At 65.2% G+C, this 14,734-nt stretch carries 17 protein-coding genes; 9 read left to right on the top strand and 8 right to left on the bottom strand.

The window, feature by feature from the left end; translation table 11 throughout:
• Positions 1-233 precede the first annotated feature (233 nt).
• The 3 genes from AB5Y51_RS10350 to AB5Y51_RS10340 all read right to left on the bottom strand — a co-directional run bounded on the left by AB5Y51_RS10350 (position 234) and on the right by AB5Y51_RS10340 (position 2,808).
• Positions 234-1,007 (bottom strand): ATP-binding cassette domain-containing protein, encoded by a 774-nt coding sequence (locus AB5Y51_RS10350; RefSeq protein WP_368178408.1) that lies wholly within the window; start codon positions 1,005-1,007, stop codon positions 234-236.
• Entirely contained in the window at positions 994-2,001 is a 1,008-nt protein-coding gene (gene btuC / locus AB5Y51_RS10345; protein WP_161653004.1) for a vitamin B12 ABC transporter permease BtuC, read from the bottom strand. The genes AB5Y51_RS10350 and btuC overlap by 14 nt, the downstream gene beginning before the upstream one ends.
• Positions 2,002-2,076: 75 nt before the next feature.
• Entirely contained in the window at positions 2,077-2,808 is a 732-nt protein-coding gene (locus AB5Y51_RS10340) for an ABC transporter substrate-binding protein (RefSeq protein ID WP_039041212.1), read from the bottom strand.
• A gap of 112 nt (positions 2,809-2,920) precedes the next feature.
• Between AB5Y51_RS10340 and AB5Y51_RS10335 the strand changes: the two genes are divergently transcribed.
• Complete coding sequence (locus AB5Y51_RS10335) at positions 2,921-3,277, top strand: DMT family protein (RefSeq protein ID WP_010675200.1); 357 nt, start codon at positions 2,921-2,923, stop codon at positions 3,275-3,277.
• Positions 3,278-3,333: 56 nt separating this feature from the next.
• Positions 3,334-4,470, top strand: coding sequence for a type IVa pilus ATPase TapW (gene tapW, locus AB5Y51_RS10330; protein ID WP_029314740.1), 1,137 nt, complete (start codon positions 3,334-3,336; stop codon positions 4,468-4,470).
• A 61-nt stretch (positions 4,471-4,531) separates the two neighbouring features.
• On the opposite strand, the gene AB5Y51_RS10325 is transcribed toward tapW, so the two are convergent.
• From AB5Y51_RS10325 to AB5Y51_RS10315, 3 genes are read right to left on the bottom strand one after another with little or no spacing between them, the layout of a single operon-like run.
• On the bottom strand, positions 4,532-4,774 hold the full coding sequence (locus AB5Y51_RS10325; protein ID WP_039041210.1) for a FeoC-like transcriptional regulator: 243 nt from the start codon (positions 4,772-4,774) through the stop codon (positions 4,532-4,534).
• 46 nt (positions 4,775-4,820) lie between these two features.
• On the bottom strand, positions 4,821-7,091 hold the full coding sequence (feoB, locus tag AB5Y51_RS10320) for a Fe(2+) transporter permease subunit FeoB (RefSeq protein WP_111896890.1): 2,271 nt from the start codon (positions 7,089-7,091) through the stop codon (positions 4,821-4,823).
• The gene (locus AB5Y51_RS10315) at positions 7,088-7,315 is read right to left on the bottom strand and encodes a FeoA family protein (RefSeq protein WP_010675204.1); all 228 of its coding nucleotides are present in this window, start codon (positions 7,313-7,315) and stop codon (positions 7,088-7,090) included. Before AB5Y51_RS10315 ends, feoB begins: the two co-directional genes overlap by 4 nt.
• 119 nt (positions 7,316-7,434) lie before the next feature.
• Between AB5Y51_RS10315 and AB5Y51_RS10310 the strand changes: the two genes are divergently transcribed.
• The 7 genes from AB5Y51_RS10310 (at position 7,435) to AB5Y51_RS10280 (ending at position 12,691) form a co-directional block, all read left to right on the top strand.
• On the top strand, positions 7,435-7,764 hold the full coding sequence (locus AB5Y51_RS10310) for a translation initiation factor (protein ID WP_039041208.1): 330 nt from the start codon (positions 7,435-7,437) through the stop codon (positions 7,762-7,764).
• A 253-nt stretch (positions 7,765-8,017) separates the two neighbouring features.
• The gene (locus AB5Y51_RS10305) at positions 8,018-8,575 is read left to right on the top strand and encodes a TMEM165/GDT1 family protein (protein WP_010675206.1); all 558 of its coding nucleotides are present in this window, start codon (positions 8,018-8,020) and stop codon (positions 8,573-8,575) included.
• Between the two features lie 217 nt (positions 8,576-8,792).
• Entirely contained in the window at positions 8,793-9,731 is a 939-nt protein-coding gene (locus AB5Y51_RS10300) for a DUF2157 domain-containing protein (protein WP_042014993.1), read from the top strand.
• Positions 9,724-10,731 (top strand): DUF4401 domain-containing protein, encoded by a 1,008-nt coding sequence (locus AB5Y51_RS10295; RefSeq protein WP_201927817.1) that lies wholly within the window; start codon positions 9,724-9,726, stop codon positions 10,729-10,731. Before AB5Y51_RS10300 ends, AB5Y51_RS10295 begins: the two co-directional genes overlap by 8 nt.
• The gene (locus AB5Y51_RS10290) at positions 10,728-11,222 is read left to right on the top strand and encodes a GDYXXLXY domain-containing protein (RefSeq protein WP_042864057.1); all 495 of its coding nucleotides are present in this window, start codon (positions 10,728-10,730) and stop codon (positions 11,220-11,222) included. Before AB5Y51_RS10295 ends, AB5Y51_RS10290 begins: the two co-directional genes overlap by 4 nt.
• A gap of 191 nt (positions 11,223-11,413) precedes the next feature.
• The gene (locus AB5Y51_RS10285; RefSeq protein ID WP_167825974.1) at positions 11,414-12,136 is read left to right on the top strand and encodes an ABC transporter substrate-binding protein; all 723 of its coding nucleotides are present in this window, start codon (positions 11,414-11,416) and stop codon (positions 12,134-12,136) included.
• Between the two features lie 276 nt (positions 12,137-12,412).
• Positions 12,413-12,691: a hypothetical protein gene (locus AB5Y51_RS10280; protein WP_029314742.1), complete on the top strand. Its 279-nt coding sequence runs from the start codon at positions 12,413-12,415 to the stop codon at positions 12,689-12,691.
• A 101-nt stretch (positions 12,692-12,792) separates the two neighbouring features.
• Here the strand turns inward: AB5Y51_RS10280 and AB5Y51_RS10275 are convergent, their stop codons facing one another.
• Complete coding sequence (locus AB5Y51_RS10275; protein ID WP_039041204.1) at positions 12,793-13,080, bottom strand: hypothetical protein; 288 nt, start codon at positions 13,078-13,080, stop codon at positions 12,793-12,795.
• An 86-nt stretch (positions 13,081-13,166) separates the two neighbouring features.
• Positions 13,167-14,225: a sensor domain-containing diguanylate cyclase gene (locus tag AB5Y51_RS10270; protein ID WP_182936112.1), complete on the bottom strand. Its 1,059-nt coding sequence runs from the start codon at positions 14,223-14,225 to the stop codon at positions 13,167-13,169.
• Between the last annotated feature and the right edge of the window lie 509 nt (positions 14,226-14,734).

Raw genomic sequence — 14,734 nt, 5'->3', positions numbered from 1 at the left:
GGCTGCGCCATCATCCTTCGGCCAGAGCATCACGGATGCCTGCCTGTCATGGAAAGACACCGAGACCCTGCTCGCCATGCTGGCCGAAGCGGCCAAGGTACGTCTGGACAAGCTGGACTGAACAGCGAATAAAAGCAAAGGGGCCAGTATTCCTGATACTGGCCCCTTATTCTTGCAGGCGGCCGATTACGCTTCGCTAATCGACCCTACAAACGCTATCTCTCGCCCCGTTCTCAAAGACTCGGCATAAACCAGGTGCGGCCGGCCGCCTCGATACGATCGGTACGGATCTGGAACACCCGCTCCAGCAGCGCCTCGTCGATGATCCCGACGTCCCCTTCCCCCACCACGCGGCCCTGTTGCAGGCAGAGCACGCGATCCGCCCAGTCGATGGCCAGATTGATGTCGTGGATGGCCACCACCACCAGCAATCCCTGCGCGGCCAGTTGCTTGAGCAGCCGCAGCAGCGCCATCTGGTGATGCAGATCCAGCCCCGCCAGGGGTTCGTCCAGCAGCAGCACCCGCCCGGTCGGGTTGAGGCTTGGCCACAGTTGCAGCAGGGTGCGGGCGATCAGCACCCGCTGCTGCTCCCCCCCGGACAATCGACTGAAGTCCCGTGCCAGCAGAGGCGCCAGTTCCAGGGCGTCGCACACATCCGCCACCGCCTGCGCCTGGGCATCGGGGCCCCCCTCCTCCAGCCCCAGGCTCAGCACCTGGAACACCGGGATGTGGAACAGCTGGGGCTGGCGCTGGGGCAGCATGGCGCGCCGCGTTGCAAGCTCGGGCCAGCTCAGGGTCGTGATGACCTCTCCTCCCAGCAAGACGGCGCCATCGGCGGGCAGCAGGCCCGCCAGGGCCCCGAGCAGGGAGGACTTGCCGCTGCCGTTGGGGCCGAGCAGGGCCACCAGCTGACCACCGGACCAGGCGAGATCCAGGGGGGCGAGGCGATGGGGGATGGCCAGGGCGCGGGCCTCCAGCCGCCAAAGGGCGGGATCAGCGGGGCACATCGGCATCTTGCCTCAGCAGCAGATAGATAAAGAGCGGGGCACCCACCGAGGCGGTGATGACCCCGATGGGCAGTTCACCGGCGTGCAGCGCCGAGCGGGCCACCAGATCGGCCCCGAGCAGCAGGGCGCCGCCCCCCAGCGCCGAGGCGGGCAGCAGGAAGCGCTGATCGCTGCCACCGCACAGGCGCAGCAGGTGAGGCACCACCAGGCCGACGAAGCCGATGACGCCGCACAGGGAGACCGCCACCCCGGTGAGCAGGCAGACCGCCAGCACCAGGCGTACCCGCATGCTGTCCACGTTCAGCCCCATGAGGCGGGCCTGGGTCTCTCCCAACAGCAGTTGTTGCAGTGCCCGCCCCTGCCAGCAGAGCCAGCCGAGGGTGAGGGGCAGCACCAGCCACCACCAGGCGAGCTGCTGGCTGCCGTAGGCGAGGCTGCCCATCATCCAGAACATGAATTCCCGCAAGGCGCCGTCGTCGGCGAAATACATCAGCCAGGTCATGGCCGCATTGGTGAGGATGCCGATGGCGACCCCGAAGAGCAGCAGCCGCCCATGGCCGAGCCGTGCCCGGCGTGCGAGACGGATGAGCAGCATGGTCACCACCAGGGCGCCGCCAAAGGCCGCCAGCGACAGCCCCCAGCCCGGCAGATAGAGCCCGAGCCCCTTGGCCACCGCCATCGCCACCATGGCGGCGAGGCCAGCGCCGCTCGAGACGCCGAGCAGGCCGGGTTCCGCCACCGGGTTGTGCAGCATCACCTGGAGCACGGCACCGCCGCAGGCAAGGGAGGCCCCCGCCAGCAGAGCCAGCAGGGCGCGCGGCAGGCGCAGCTCCAGCAGGATACGCAGCTCCAGATCCCCCAGCGGCTGCCAGGGCAGCAGCACGAACTCCCCGAGGGCGAGGGAGAGCAGGAACAGGGCCAGGGTCAGCAGCGACAGCAGGAGCAGCCAGCGGCGCTGCCAGCGCTGCTGGCGACGGATGAGAGCGAGATACACGGGATCCCCAAGAAGCGAGGCCCGCCGGGGGGCAGGCAGGAAAGCTGCATGATAACAGCGCGTTACCACCCAAGGTCAAGGCTGGTAGGGCTTGGCCAGCGCCGCTATCTCGCCGCTCTCCACCATGGCTTGCAACGCCTGCGCCAGCTTGGGGCCCAGCTCATGGTGGGGTGAGTGCTTGCTCATCCCGAGGTAGAGCACCACCGGGTTGGGGGGCTGGAAGGGCGCCTTGACGAGGCCGGCGTCGTTGCGCTGGCTCAGGGCGTAATCCACCTGGCAGTCGGTCCCTATCATCAGGGGCAGGTGGCCCCGCTCCACCATGCGCTGCAACTGGTCTTCGGTGGGGACCCCGTGCTTGTCGAGCTGGGTGTCGCCATCAAAGGGGGGGAAGTAGGCGGAGTTGAGCACATAGCCTATCTCGCGGCCCCGCAGATCCTCGTAGCGCCTGAGGCCGGCCACGGCGGCGGGCTTGCCATAGAAGGCAGGCCGGCACTGGTAATAGGACGGCTGCAGGTAGTCGATGAAAGCGGCCCGCTCCTCGGTGTGAGCCAGCCCTATCATCAGATCCGCCTGACCGGTCTGCATCTGTTTGAGTGCCCGTCCCCAGGGCACCCGTTTGAGGGTGAGCACAATGCCGCTGCGTGCCTGCAACTGGCGCAGAATGTCGATATCCAGCCCCTGGAAGTCGTCGTTCTCTGCCAGCATGCGAAACGGCGGCCAGACATCGGTGGCCACCGTCAGGGTCGGCGCACCTTGCGCCCAGCAGGCAAACAACAGACAAAGCGCACCCCAGCTTGTCTTGCCCATCCAGCTTTCGCCTTCTTTTGTTACATCCTTGTGAGCTAAAAATACCCTCAAGCACCACTTATGAAAACCCATGGAGTCGAGATAAAATGCATTGATTTAAAAGGAGAACCTAATGAACCCCATCATGACCAGTATCGGCCTGCTCATCTGCAGCAACGTCTTCATGACGTTTGCCTGGTACGCCCATCTCAAGAGCATGAATCACAAACCCTGGATCATCGCCGCCCTGGTGAGCTGGGGGATAGCCCTGTTCGAATACCTGTTGCAGGTGCCCGCCAACCGCATCGGCCACACCGTGCTCTCCGTCGGCCAGCTCAAGATCCTGCAGGAGGTGATCACCCTCACCGTGTTCGTTCCCTTCTCCATCTTCTATCTGAAAGAAGATCTGAAGTGGGACTACCTCTGGGCGGGTCTGTGCATCCTGGGCGCGGTCTTTTTTGTGTTCCGCGAAAAACTGACCGGCGCCTGAGGCTGTACACTCAAGCCATTCATCATCCCCCAGCCCTTTGAGCGACGAGGCCCCTCATGGAATTGAGAGACATGCTGCAGATCCTGGCCAAACAGGACGGTTCCGATCTCTATCTCTCCACCGGCGCCCCCCCCTGCGCCAAGTTCAACGGCGCCTTGCGCCCCCTCACCCAGGAGCCTCTGGGGCCGGGCGAGGTGGCCCGCATCGCCTACGACATCATGGATCTCGAGCAGAAACAGCAGTTCGAGAAAGAGCTGGAGATGAACCTCGCCATCTCCCTGCCCCAGATAGGCCGTTTTCGGGTCAACATCTTCAAGCAGCGCAATGAAGTCTCCCTGGTGGCGCGCAACATCAAGACCGAGATCCCCCGCTTCGAGGATCTCAAACTCCCTCCGGTGCTCCTCGACACCATCATGGAGAAGCGGGGTCTGGTGCTCTTCGTCGGCGGCACGGGGTCCGGCAAGTCCACGTCGCTCGCGGCCCTCATCGATCATCGCAACCGCAACAGCGGCGGCCACATCATCACCATCGAGGATCCGGTGGAGTTCGTCCATCGCCACCAGAAGAGCATCATCAACCAGCGGGAGGTGGGGGTGGATACCCGCAGCTTCCACGCGGCCCTGAAGAACACCCTGCGCCAGGCGCCGGACGTCATCCTCATCGGTGAAATCCGCGATCGGGAGACCATGGAGCATGCCCTCGCCTTCTCGGAGACCGGGCATCTGGCCATCTCCACCCTGCACGCCAACAACGCCAACCAGGCGCTGGATCGCATCATCAACTTCTTCCCGGAAGAGCGCAGACCCCAGCTGCTCAACGACCTTGGCAACAACCTCAAGGCCTTTGTCTCCCAGCGGCTGGTGAAGACCACGGACGGCGGGCGCCGGGCGGCGGTGGAGGTGATGCTCGGAACCCACACGGTGCGCGATCTCATCAAGCGCGGCGAGTTTGGCGGCCTCAAGGAGATCATGGAAAAATCCAGGGCCCTTGGCATGGTGACCTTCGACAGTACTCTGTTCGATCTGGTGGTCGAGGGGGTGATCGACGAGGAGGAGGCGGTGAAGAACGCGGACTCCCAGAACAACCTGCGCCTCAAGATCAAACTCTGGCGGGAGAAGGGTCAGATTGGCAACAGCGCGGCGGCGAGCGGCTGGAGCCTGGAGCCCACCAAGGACGAGGGCGACCTCTTCTAAGACGAGCCCGGCTGCCACGAAAAAGGGAACCCTCGGGTTCCCTTTTGCATATGGACAGGCGTCAGCCCTTCTGGACCAGCCCTATTTGGCCGGGCTCGCACCACTCGAACGTCACCTCTTCGTGCTTGCCGCAGCAGGAGCCGCCACACAGGCGGCTCTCCCGCTTGGCGACGCGCCCCTTGCGCATCCAGACCCCGAGCATGGCCTCTACCGCATCCTCGGAGGTGTGGAAGTGGCGGGCCAGCGCCCGCCGGCTCACCTTCTTGTGCAGGGCCAGATAGTCCCCCAGTTCACGCAGGATCACAGAATACCCTCCCTCTCAGCGCACTCGCCCCTGACCATGAGCCCCTTCACAGGGTCACCACCTTGCGGGCGACGATGTCGCCGTGACGACGCCCCAGCCACCAGAGCAGCACCAGGGAGAGCAGATAGCTCAGGCTCCAGACCAGGCTCTGCGCCGGGTGGGCGGCGAAGGTCGCCAGTTGATAGAAGAGGGTGGCGCACAGGAAGGCGACGTAGTTGCACCAGGCGGCGGTGAACAGGGCCCACTGGCGACCGGTCTCTCGTACCAGGGCCCCCATAGCGGCAGCGCAGGGCATGTAGAGCAGCACGAACAGCAGGTAGGCAAAGGCCCCGGCCACGCCGTCGAAGTGGGTTTGCATGTTGCCGTAGGTGGAGGTGTCCACCTCCTGGGCCTCGGCGGCCGCCTGCTTGTCCTCCAGATCCCCCACCTTGAGCCCCATGGGATCGGCGGGGTCGATGTCCGCCAGGTTGGCGGGAATGGTGGCCAGCGCCGCTTTCAGGCTGCCCAGCAGGGAGTATTCACTCTCCTCCTCATCACCGGCGCCGCCGGCGTAGAGGCTGTTGAGGGTAGCGACCACCGCCTCCTTGGCAAAGATGCCGGTGAGGATGCCCACCGTGGCCTGCCAGTTGTCGTCCCGCACGCCTATGGGATGCAGCACCGGGGTCACGGACTGGCTCAGCTTGCTCAGCACTGAGTTCTCCTGATCCTGGTTGCCGAAGCTGCCGTCGGTGCCGAGGGAGTTGAGCACGCTCAGCACCGCCACCATCAGGACGATGGTCTTGCCCGCGCCGAAGATGAAGCCCTTGAGTTTCTGCCAGGTGCGCAGCCCCACGTCCACCGGACGGGGCCACTCGTAATCGGGCATCTCCATCACCATGGAGTCGCTCTTGCCCGGCAGCAGAGTGCTGCGCAGGAAGAGGCCGGTGAGCACCGCCACCAGGATGCCGAACAGATAGAGACCGAACACCAGGTTCTGCCCCGACTCGGGGAAGAAGGCCACCGCGAACAGGGCGTAGACCGGCAGACGGGCACCGCAGGACATGAAGGGCGCCATGGCCGAGGTCATCAGCCGCTCGCGCTCCGACCCCAGGGTGCGAGTCGCCATCACCGCGGGCACGGTGCAGCCAAAGCCCATCAGCATGGGGACGAAGGCCTTGCCGGGCAGGCCGAGGCGACGCATCAGGGCGTCCACCACGAAGGCGGCGCGGGCCAGATAGCCGGAGCTCTCCAGCACCGCGAGGAAGAGAAAGAGGCAGCCCACCACGGGGATGAAGGTCGCCACCGTCTGCAAACCGGCACCCACGCCGTCCGCGAGCACGGCCCCCAGCCAGTCGGGGGCACTCATCAGCCCCAGCAGGTGGTGCACCCCGTCCACGAAGAGGGCCCCCCCGAGGATGTCGAAGAAGTCGATGAAGGCGCTGCCCACCTTGATGGCGAACATGAACATCAGGTACATCACCAGCAGGAAGAAGGGGATGCCCACCCAGCGGTTGAGCAGCACCCTGTCCAGCCGTTCGCTCTGGGCGACGGTGAGCTTGTCCTGATGGCGGCACGCCTGCTGGCACCAGTGGTGGATATGGCCGTAGCGCAAATCAGCGAGTTGCAGGTCGATGTCCTGGGCGTGGTGGGCGCGGCTCACCACGTTGTCGGCCGCCGCCTGCTGCCCCGCCGCCAGGGTCTCCTGCATGGCGATGTCTTCCTCCAGCAGGCGCAGGGCGCGGCCACGGCGATGCAGATGATGGGGGGCGAGCAGGGTCTCCAGCTCGGCGATGTCCCCCTCGAGGGGCTGACCGTAGTCGAGTACCAGGGCGGGCTGGGACTGGCCGATAAACTGGTGGATCCCCTCTTTGAAGGCCGCCACCTGCTGGCGATTGTGGGCCGAGAGCGACACCACGGGGCACCCCAGCGCCTTGGCGAGCAAGGCCTCGTCGATGGTGATGCGCCGCTTTTGCAGCAGATCCATCTTGTTGAGCACCACCACCATGGGCAGCCCCAGCTCCCGCAGTTGCAGGGTGAGGTAGAGGGAGCGCTCCAGGTTGGCGGCATCGATGACGTTGAGCAGCAGATCCGGCTGCTGGCGCTGGACGAAGCGGCTGGCGATCTGCTCGTCCAGGCTCGCCTCCTGGTTGGCCAGGGCATAGATGCCGGGCAGGTCCACCAGGGTGTATTCCTGCCCGCGGGCAGCAAAGGCCCCCATCTTCTTGTCGACGGTGACCCCGCTCCAGTTCCCCACCTGCTGGCGGGAGCCGGTCAGGGCGTTGAACAGGGAGGTCTTGCCGCTGTTGGGATTGCCCACTGTGACCAGGTTGTAGCTCATACCGGCTCCACCTCGATTTGCTGGGCCAGACTCCGCTGCATGGAGAGGCAGATGCCCTGGCACTGGATCTGGAGCGGGTCCCCCAAGGGGGCGGCCCGCAGATAGAGGATCTCGGTCTGGGGCAGCAGCCCCATCACCATCAACTTGCGCCGCAAGGCGCGACCAAGGTGGTTCATGTGCGTGATGCGAGCGCTCTGTCCCGGCGACAGCTCTGTGAGTACCATGACGGGCTCCTGAAGTTAAACAAGAATAATTCGCTTTTAATGGGGGGATTATAAGCTGTGCCCTCAACATTTATTTGCGTAAAATCAAACTCCGCTTAGCTAACCGACAAAGTATTGCCATGAGTCACGACAACAACAGCCGCCTGGTCTATAGCACGGACGGCGGCATGATCAAGGAATCCGCCCCCGCCCAGCATGCCTCCCCCTTCCCCGCCGACGGGGTCGTGCGCATCCGCCGCGAGACCAAGGGACGCAAGGGGGCCGGGGTCATCAGCATCCACGGCGTTCCCGCCGACCAGCAGAAGGCCCTCGCCACCCTGCTCAAGAAGAAGTGCGGTACCGGCGGCGGTCTCAAGGAGGGGATCATCGAGATCCAGGGGGACAAACGGGACCTCATCAAGGCCGAACTGGAGAAGGCCGGCTTTCAGGTCAAACTGGTGGGGGGATAATTCCCCATCCCGCGCCTTGCCTCACCGGGGGTTTTTCCCTAGAATGCCCGCTCCCATCGAGGGGGAGTAGTCTCGCCACGGACCCGTTTCGTGCGCGATCCTGATCAACATACTTGGTGCCAACTCACCATGGTCAGGGTGATCCGGGCAATGCCGGATTTGACAAGACCTTTGACGGGCCAGTGCCAAAACCGGGGACGGATGGCGCAGGCTTGTCTCTGGTTTATAACAATTCCGTCCCCCGGTCATTTTTATGGAAGCCTTGTTAACCTCCACCATCAGCGTTGCCATCGCCGAGATCGGCGACAAGACACAGCTGCTGGCCCTGTTGCTCATCTGTCGTTTTCGCAAACCCTGGCCCATCATCGCCGGCATGCTGGCTGCCACCCTGCTCAACCACGCGGGTGCCGCCTGGATAGGGGAATTCATCAGTCGCTGGATGGATCCCAAGGTGATGACCTGGCTGGTCGCTGGCGCCTTCATCGCCATGGCCGCCTGGATCCTGGTGCCGGACAAGATGGACGATGAAGAGAGTTCCCTGGACAAGTACGGCCCCTTCATGGCCACCTTCGTGCTCTTCTTCATCGCCGAGATCGGTGACAAGACCCAGATAGCCACCGTGCTGCTGGCAGCCAAGTACGACTCCCTGATCCAGGTGATCACCGGCACCACCCTCGGCATGATGCTGGCCAACGTGCCCGTGGTGCTGCTCGGCAAGCTCGGGGCCGACAAGCTCCCCCTCAAGGGGATCCGCATTGCCTGCGCCATCCTCTTTGCGGGGCTTGGCATCTCCACCCTGATCTTCGCCTGACCTCCATAGAAGCCGGCGGGGGATCAGCGTGAGCACTGATCGCCACCGCCGCCCCGGACGTCCTTCAGGCCCCCTCCTCACGGCGGGGGCCTTTTTAGTGCAAAGACATGGCCCCGTGCCGCGACCTGTGTCGCAGCGCCGACGGCGCCCCTGCCCCGAGACGCGGCGCCGTGCCATAATGCCTTATCTTTCAGGCATCACGGCTTCAGGAGCCCCCATGCACCTCACCTCAAGACAGACCCTGCTCGACTGGGTCAGGCGCGGCCGCCTGCCACGGGCCTCGCTGCCTGCCGCCCTGGCACTGTGCGATCTGCCCCCCGGCCCTGCCCGCTGGCAGTGGCTGTTCGACAGGCTGCTGCTCTGGCTCGGCTGCCTCTGCCTTGGCGCCGGCCTCGTCTTCTTCGTCGCCTTCAACTGGCAGGCCCTGGGGCGCCTCTCACGTCTCGCCCTGCTGGAGCTGCCGTTGCTCGCCATGCTCCTGGTGCTCTGGCGAAAACCCATGAGTGACACCCCGCGCCAGGCCCTGCTGCTGGCCCTGGCCCTCAACCTCGGCGCCCTGCTCGCCCTGGTGGGCCAGACCTACCAGACCGGCGCCGACCCCTGGCAGCTCTTCGCCACCTGGGCCCTGATGCTACTGCCGCTGGCGGCCCTTGGCAGAAGCCCGCTGCTCTGGACCCTGGCCTGGCTGCTCGGTCAGCTCGCCTTGGTGCTCTACTGGCGGCTCGGCCTTCTCGATCTCTTCTTCTCCTTCAACGAGGAGGCCCTCGGCTGGTGCCTGACCCTGCTCAACGCCGCCCTCTGGGGTCTGCTCATCCTGGTGCCCGCCCGCTACGCCCTGATGCCCTCCTGGCTCGCGGGGCTGGCCGCGGGGCTCGGCATCACCCTGCTTACCCTGCTGGCCCTGTTCGATGCCGCCTCTCCCTGGGTCTGGCCTGCCTGGCTCGCCTGGCTCGGCGCCGCCTACCTGCGCTGGCACCACAGGTTCATCGCCGGGCTCGCCATGGGGTGCCTGAGCCTCATCGCCGTGATCCTCGCGGCCCTTGGCAAGTGGATGGAGCCGGACATGAACGGCTTTTTGCTGCTGGCCCTCATCGCCATCGGCCTGTCGGTGATGGCCAGCCGCTGGCTGCAACAACAACGGAGGCAGCATGTCTGATCTCACCCCCTGGGAGCGCCTGCGTGCTGCCCAACTTGTGGAAGGGGATGCCCCCCGGGATGAACAGCCCCATTGGTCGGGCCGTTTTCTGCTCGGCATGGTGGGCTGGATAGCCGCCCTCTTCCTGCTCTTCTTCCTCTTCATGGCCTTCGAGCAGCTGACCCGCGACCCCAACAACGCCCTCACCATGGGGATGGTGCTGATGGCCGCCGCCCTCGGTCTCAACCGCATGGCGACCCGCAGCGATCTCTGGGATCAGTTCGTGCTGGCGCTGGCGCTGGCGGCAGATGCCTGGCTGCTCTACGGCCTGCTGGACAGGCTCGATCTGAACGTCGCGTGGCTCTGGTTCGGTCTGACCGCCTTCTCCCTCGGGGTGGCCGCCCTGTTCGAGCACTGGCTGATCAGGCTGTTCCACAGCTTCGCCGCCGCCATCCTGCTCACCCTCGCCCTCGCCTGCCTCGGCCTGCACCTGCTGGCCCTGCCGCTGGTGATGGGCGCCGTCGCCCTGTGCTGGCTGCAGGCGGAGCGCGATCCCGCCCGCCATCTGCTCTATGAATCCCTCACCCTGGGGCTGGCACTCTCCCTGCTGGTGCTGGGACGGCTGCACCACCCCCTGTGGGAGGGAGGCACCAGCGTGCTCAATGAGCTCGGCAGCTCCCGCCTGCCCCTCTGGCTCAATCCCCTGCTCTGCGCCGCCCTGCTGCTCGCGGTCATGGTTCGCCTCAGGCTGCCGCTGCGCTACGGGCTGCCGCTGGTGGTGATCAGCGCCATCATTCCCGGCATGGGGGCTGGCGCCCTGGTGCTGGTGCTCGGCTTCTACGCCGGCAGCCTGGCCCTGATGACCCTGGCAGGCCTCCTGCTGCTCGGCTTTGGCTCCCTCTATTACTACGATCTGGGGCTGACCCTGATGACCAAGTCCTGGCTGCTGCTCGCCTCGGGGGCCCTGCTGCTCGGTACCCGTCAGTGGCTCAAGCACCTTCACCACGGGAGCCCCTCATGAGACGCCTCGCCTTTTTGCTGACCGGTCTTGCCCTGCTCGCCGGCATCAACGCCGCCGTCTGGCGCTTCGAGCACGCCATGAGCCAGGGGGAGGTGGTGCTGATCGAGCTGGCACCGGTCGACCCCCGCTCCCTGATGCAGGGGGACTACATGCGCCTGAACTACGCCCTCGCCCGCCAGCTGGCGGGCCGCCAGGCCGCCGTCGGCCCCCACACCCTGGTCGTTCGCCTGGATGAACATCAGGTGGTGCACTGGGTGGAAGGGGGCAAGCCCGAGGCCCCGGGCCCGGGGGAGCGTCTGCTCAAGGTACGCCAGCGCGACGGCCAGTGGTTTATCGGGCCTGACGCCTTCTTCTTCGAAGAGGGCACGGGAGATCAATATGAGTCGGCCCGCTACGGCGAGTTTCGTCTGCAAGAGGATGGCAGCACCCTACTGGTGGGGCTGAGGGATGAGGCGTTCACCCCCCTGGGTCACACCCGTCCGGCCTGGTGAAAAGGGGGCGCCGACACGGTTGTGAGTGGCAAGATGATGACGGCCCCCGGCGGATAACGTCTTCGCCGGGTGGCGAAACGCCGTGACTTGGCAACACTTGAAACTGGGCACTCGGCAGCAGGACGGTCAGGATGAACATAGACATTGCAGTCCCCCTTCGCAGACTGGTCGCCTGCGCCGCCCTCGCGGCCATGGTCTGGGGCACTCCCGTGACCCAGGCCAGCCCGGCGCTCGCCAGCCTGCACTACCTCACCGAAGAGTACAAACCCTACAACTTCACCGGGGAGGATGGCGCCCCGACCGGCTTTGCCATCGACCTGCTGCACCTGGTGTGGCAAAAGACCGGCACCCCTGTCCAGCCCGTCAGCATCCTCCCCTGGGCCAGGGGTTACTACCTGCTGACCCAGAAACCCAATGTGGTGCTCTTCTCCACCGCCCGCACCGAGGCGCGCAATCCCCTGTTCAAGTGGGCCTGCCCCATCGGCTATGCCGAGATAGTGCTGATGGGGCTCGCCAGTCGGCCCCTGACCCTGACCCGCCTGGAAGATGCCCAGCGCTACACCATAGGCGCCGTGCGATCCGATGTGGGGGAGCAACTGCTGCTCAACGCAGGCTTCGACGAGCAGAAGATCATGACCGCCAACCGCCTCTCCCAGGCCCTGCGCATGCTCACCTCGGGCCGGGTCGAGCTGATCTCCAGCAACAAATCCACCCTGCTGGATCTCATCAAGACCCAGCAGCTGGATCCCGCCCAGTTCGAGGTGCGCTGGATGTTGAGCTCCGAGCAGTACTGCTTCGCCTTCAGCCACCCGGTTGACGATGCCCTGGTCAGGGAGTTCCAGCTCGGCCTGACCCAGGTGCTGGCCAGCAGCGACTTCCAGCAGCTCCAGCACAAATACTTCCCCTCCCCCTGACCCCTTCCCCCGCCGGGGCCGCCAAGGCCCCGGCCCGCCTTTGAGCCAGCGCACGAAACCCGTTTAATGTTCGCCACTTGCAACGACAAAGGGTGACGCAGACCGTCCTGGGTCCGTAATATAGGGTGCAGGAGCCTGTTGGCCCCTTTTTCACGGCAAGAGGGCGCACGGTGGCAGCGACTGTCAGGGGCGGCAGCGTGCCCGCCGACCGCCTTCATCGGGCAGCGCCGCGCTCACGCCCTTCCCCGCCATCTCTGCGATCTCTTGGGAACACACATGCACAACACAGCGAAATGGTTGATGAGTCTCTCGGTCTGCGCCCTTCTGATGGCCTGCGGCGGTGACAAGACCACCGGCAAGGCCTGTCTCGGGTCAAACAACGACACCCTGGTGGAGGGGATGCAGGACAAGTGCAAGGCGGGGGACATTGTCGCCACCAAGCACCCGGCCTATTTCTGCGATTTCAACTACGCGGTCACCTTCAACAGCTACAACTCCGCGATTTGCGTCTACTCCGGCGGCCTGAAACCGGAGAGAACCACGGAAAAATCATAACTGGCGACCCATTTCCCCCGTCTGACACGAAGAGGGCGGCAGGATATGTGGTCAATGCCCGGGCGGCGGTGCCACCCAGGCCATCCGGGGCGGCTTCGCCCCTATTTCACCCGCATCAGACGGTGATGCTGCCCGGCGCACTCGAGCTGGAGCACCTGGGATCGGGCCATGGCCTCCACCCTGGCCAGCATCTCGGCGCTGTAGCCCTTGCGGCGCATCCATTGCAAGGGCTCCTCGAAGCCCCCTTCGTTGACCACGAAGGTATCTGTGTAGGACTCCTTGACGATGCTGACCACCCAGATGCGCTGCTGAAACTCGCAGAGTCCGGCCACCAGGGTGGCCGCCCGCCCGGCAAGGGCGCGCACACGGCGGGCAAGAAGATGAACCATGGTATGGGCTCCGAACTGATAAAAGGGAAAACAGACTGGCACCCGGGTGGACGCGCCACCCTGTGCCCTCTCAACCCGCCCCGCTGCTATCGCGGGGCAGACACCTGACTGGAAGGAGGTGGGTTCCCGCCCTCCCCTGCGGCCCGGCGCTGGCGCTTGACCGCATACATGCTCGCATCGGCCCGGTTCAGCGCCTCCTCGACGCTGACCTCGGCCGGCATCACGGCCACCGCCCCCACGCTGGCACCGGGATAATGGATCACCTTGTCCCCCACCGGCAGTGACAGCACGCTGTGCTCGAACAGGCGCTGGCGAAACGCCGCCACCGCCCCGTCCAGCGTGTCGGCGTCCGGGAAAGGCCCCATGCCCACGGCCACGAACTCATCCCCCCCAAAGCGGGCCAGCAGATCGCCGCCGCGCAGGGTCTCGCTCAGTTGCCGCGCCATGGCGGTGAGCAGCCTGTCCCCCGCCTCGTGGCCATGCTCGTCGTTGATGGCCTTGAAGCCATCGAGATCCACAAAGGCGATGAGCACCGGATGCCCCGCCCGCTCCGACAACGAGAAGAGGCGGGTGAGCTCCAGCATCAGGGCGCGGCGATTGGGGAGCCCGGTGAGGGGGTCGGAGAGGGCCAGGCGCGAGAGCTCGTCATTGGCCTGCTGCAATTGCCGCAGCAGTTGCTCCCGCTCCACCTGTTCGGCAATCAGGTGCGCGAAGAAGGCGATGAGCTGCTGCGCCCCCGCCACCGCGGGCTTTTGTTCGGTACTGGCGCCGCACAGGGTGCCATAGAGGGAGCCGGTAGAGGTGCGCACCGGGCTGCTCAGATAGGAGCGAATGCCGAGCTCGCTGGCCGCCTGGGAGTCCCCCCACAGAGCGGCGACGTCATCGGTGTAGCTAATCTCATCGTCGATGGCACGGCGACACAGGGTATCGCTCCACTCCACCGTCATCCCCTCGGGGATCTGCAGCCCGGCCGCATTGCGGGCAAACAGAACATGCTGGCTGCTTTGCCCGAGGTCAATCTCGGTGAGATAGGTCGACTCCAGCCCGGTCACCGACTCCAGCATCTCCAGCAAAGGGCGGGTCAGACTCTCCAGATCCCGCGCCTTGATCACCTGCTCCGAGAGCGCCAGCAATAACTTGTCCATGCCTACCTCCACAACTGCGTGCATGTAATGGGCGACCACCTTAGCCAACTCGGGGCGGGCCCGACAAGCGGGAGACCGCGATTGACCGGGGGAAAGATCGATTTGTTCACATTTTGGCATAACCGGCCCCCAAGCGGCGTCGCCATGCGGAACACAGGGACACAACCCTGCCCTCGCCCCTGGGTGCCGGGTCGATTCCCGCCGCGTATTCGCCCACGGTCACCATCCCCTCTCCCCTTGGGGGAGAAGGTCAGGGTGTGGGGTCACTCGCCGTCATTGGGCATGGCTACGTCGGTAGGGTCGATTAGCGAAGCGTAATCGTCCGCGGTAACCATTCCCTCTCCTCTTGCGGGAGAGGGTCAGGGTGAGGGGGTCGGTAACGTCATTGCTTGGTGCAATATCGCTTCACGCCTGAATGGCACGGCTGCGCCGCGCAGGACGCGAGGACTCCGTCCTCGACGGGGTTTCGGCTTGTCCCCTCTCCCCTTGGGGGAGAGGGTTAGGGTGAG

Source organism: Aeromonas sp. R7-1 (assembly GCF_040908115.1).
In the GTDB taxonomy this organism is placed as follows: domain Bacteria; phylum Pseudomonadota; class Gammaproteobacteria; order Enterobacterales; family Aeromonadaceae; genus Aeromonas; species Aeromonas caviae.
The sequence above is the reverse complement of the archived record's forward strand: the minus strand, read 5'-3'. Positions and strand labels throughout refer to the sequence as shown.

Bases quoted from the DNA above. Each gene is read 5' to 3' on its own strand.
- feoB (WP_111896890.1), bottom strand. From the start codon at position 7,091: ATGAGCTACAACCTGGTCACAGTGGGCAATCCCAACAGCGGCAAGACC.
- AB5Y51_RS10275 (WP_039041204.1), bottom strand. From the start codon at position 13,080: ATGGTTCATCTTCTTGCCCGCCGTGTGCGCGCCCTTGCCGGGCGGGCG.
- AB5Y51_RS10305 (WP_010675206.1), top strand. From the start codon at position 8,018: ATGGAAGCCTTGTTAACCTCCACCATCAGCGTTGCCATCGCCGAGATC.
- AB5Y51_RS10340 (WP_039041212.1), bottom strand. From the start codon at position 2,808: ATGGGCAAGACAAGCTGGGGTGCGCTTTGTCTGTTGTTTGCCTGCTGG.
- AB5Y51_RS10350 (WP_368178408.1), bottom strand. From the start codon at position 1,007: ATGTGCCCCGCTGATCCCGCCCTTTGGCGGCTGGAGGCCCGCGCCCTG.
- AB5Y51_RS10280 (WP_029314742.1), top strand. From the start codon at position 12,413: ATGCACAACACAGCGAAATGGTTGATGAGTCTCTCGGTCTGCGCCCTT.
- AB5Y51_RS10295 (WP_201927817.1), top strand. From the start codon at position 9,724: ATGTCTGATCTCACCCCCTGGGAGCGCCTGCGTGCTGCCCAACTTGTG.
- AB5Y51_RS10290 (WP_042864057.1), top strand. From the start codon at position 10,728: ATGAGACGCCTCGCCTTTTTGCTGACCGGTCTTGCCCTGCTCGCCGGC.
- tapW (WP_029314740.1), top strand. From the start codon at position 3,334: ATGGAATTGAGAGACATGCTGCAGATCCTGGCCAAACAGGACGGTTCC.
- AB5Y51_RS10315 (WP_010675204.1), bottom strand. From the start codon at position 7,315: ATGGTACTCACAGAGCTGTCGCCGGGACAGAGCGCTCGCATCACGCAC.
- AB5Y51_RS10335 (WP_010675200.1), top strand. From the start codon at position 2,921: ATGAACCCCATCATGACCAGTATCGGCCTGCTCATCTGCAGCAACGTC.
- AB5Y51_RS10300 (WP_042014993.1), top strand. From the start codon at position 8,793: ATGCACCTCACCTCAAGACAGACCCTGCTCGACTGGGTCAGGCGCGGC.
- AB5Y51_RS10285 (WP_167825974.1), top strand. From the start codon at position 11,414: ATGGTCTGGGGCACTCCCGTGACCCAGGCCAGCCCGGCGCTCGCCAGC.
- AB5Y51_RS10270 (WP_182936112.1), bottom strand. From the start codon at position 14,225: ATGGACAAGTTATTGCTGGCGCTCTCGGAGCAGGTGATCAAGGCGCGG.
- AB5Y51_RS10310 (WP_039041208.1), top strand. From the start codon at position 7,435: ATGAGTCACGACAACAACAGCCGCCTGGTCTATAGCACGGACGGCGGC.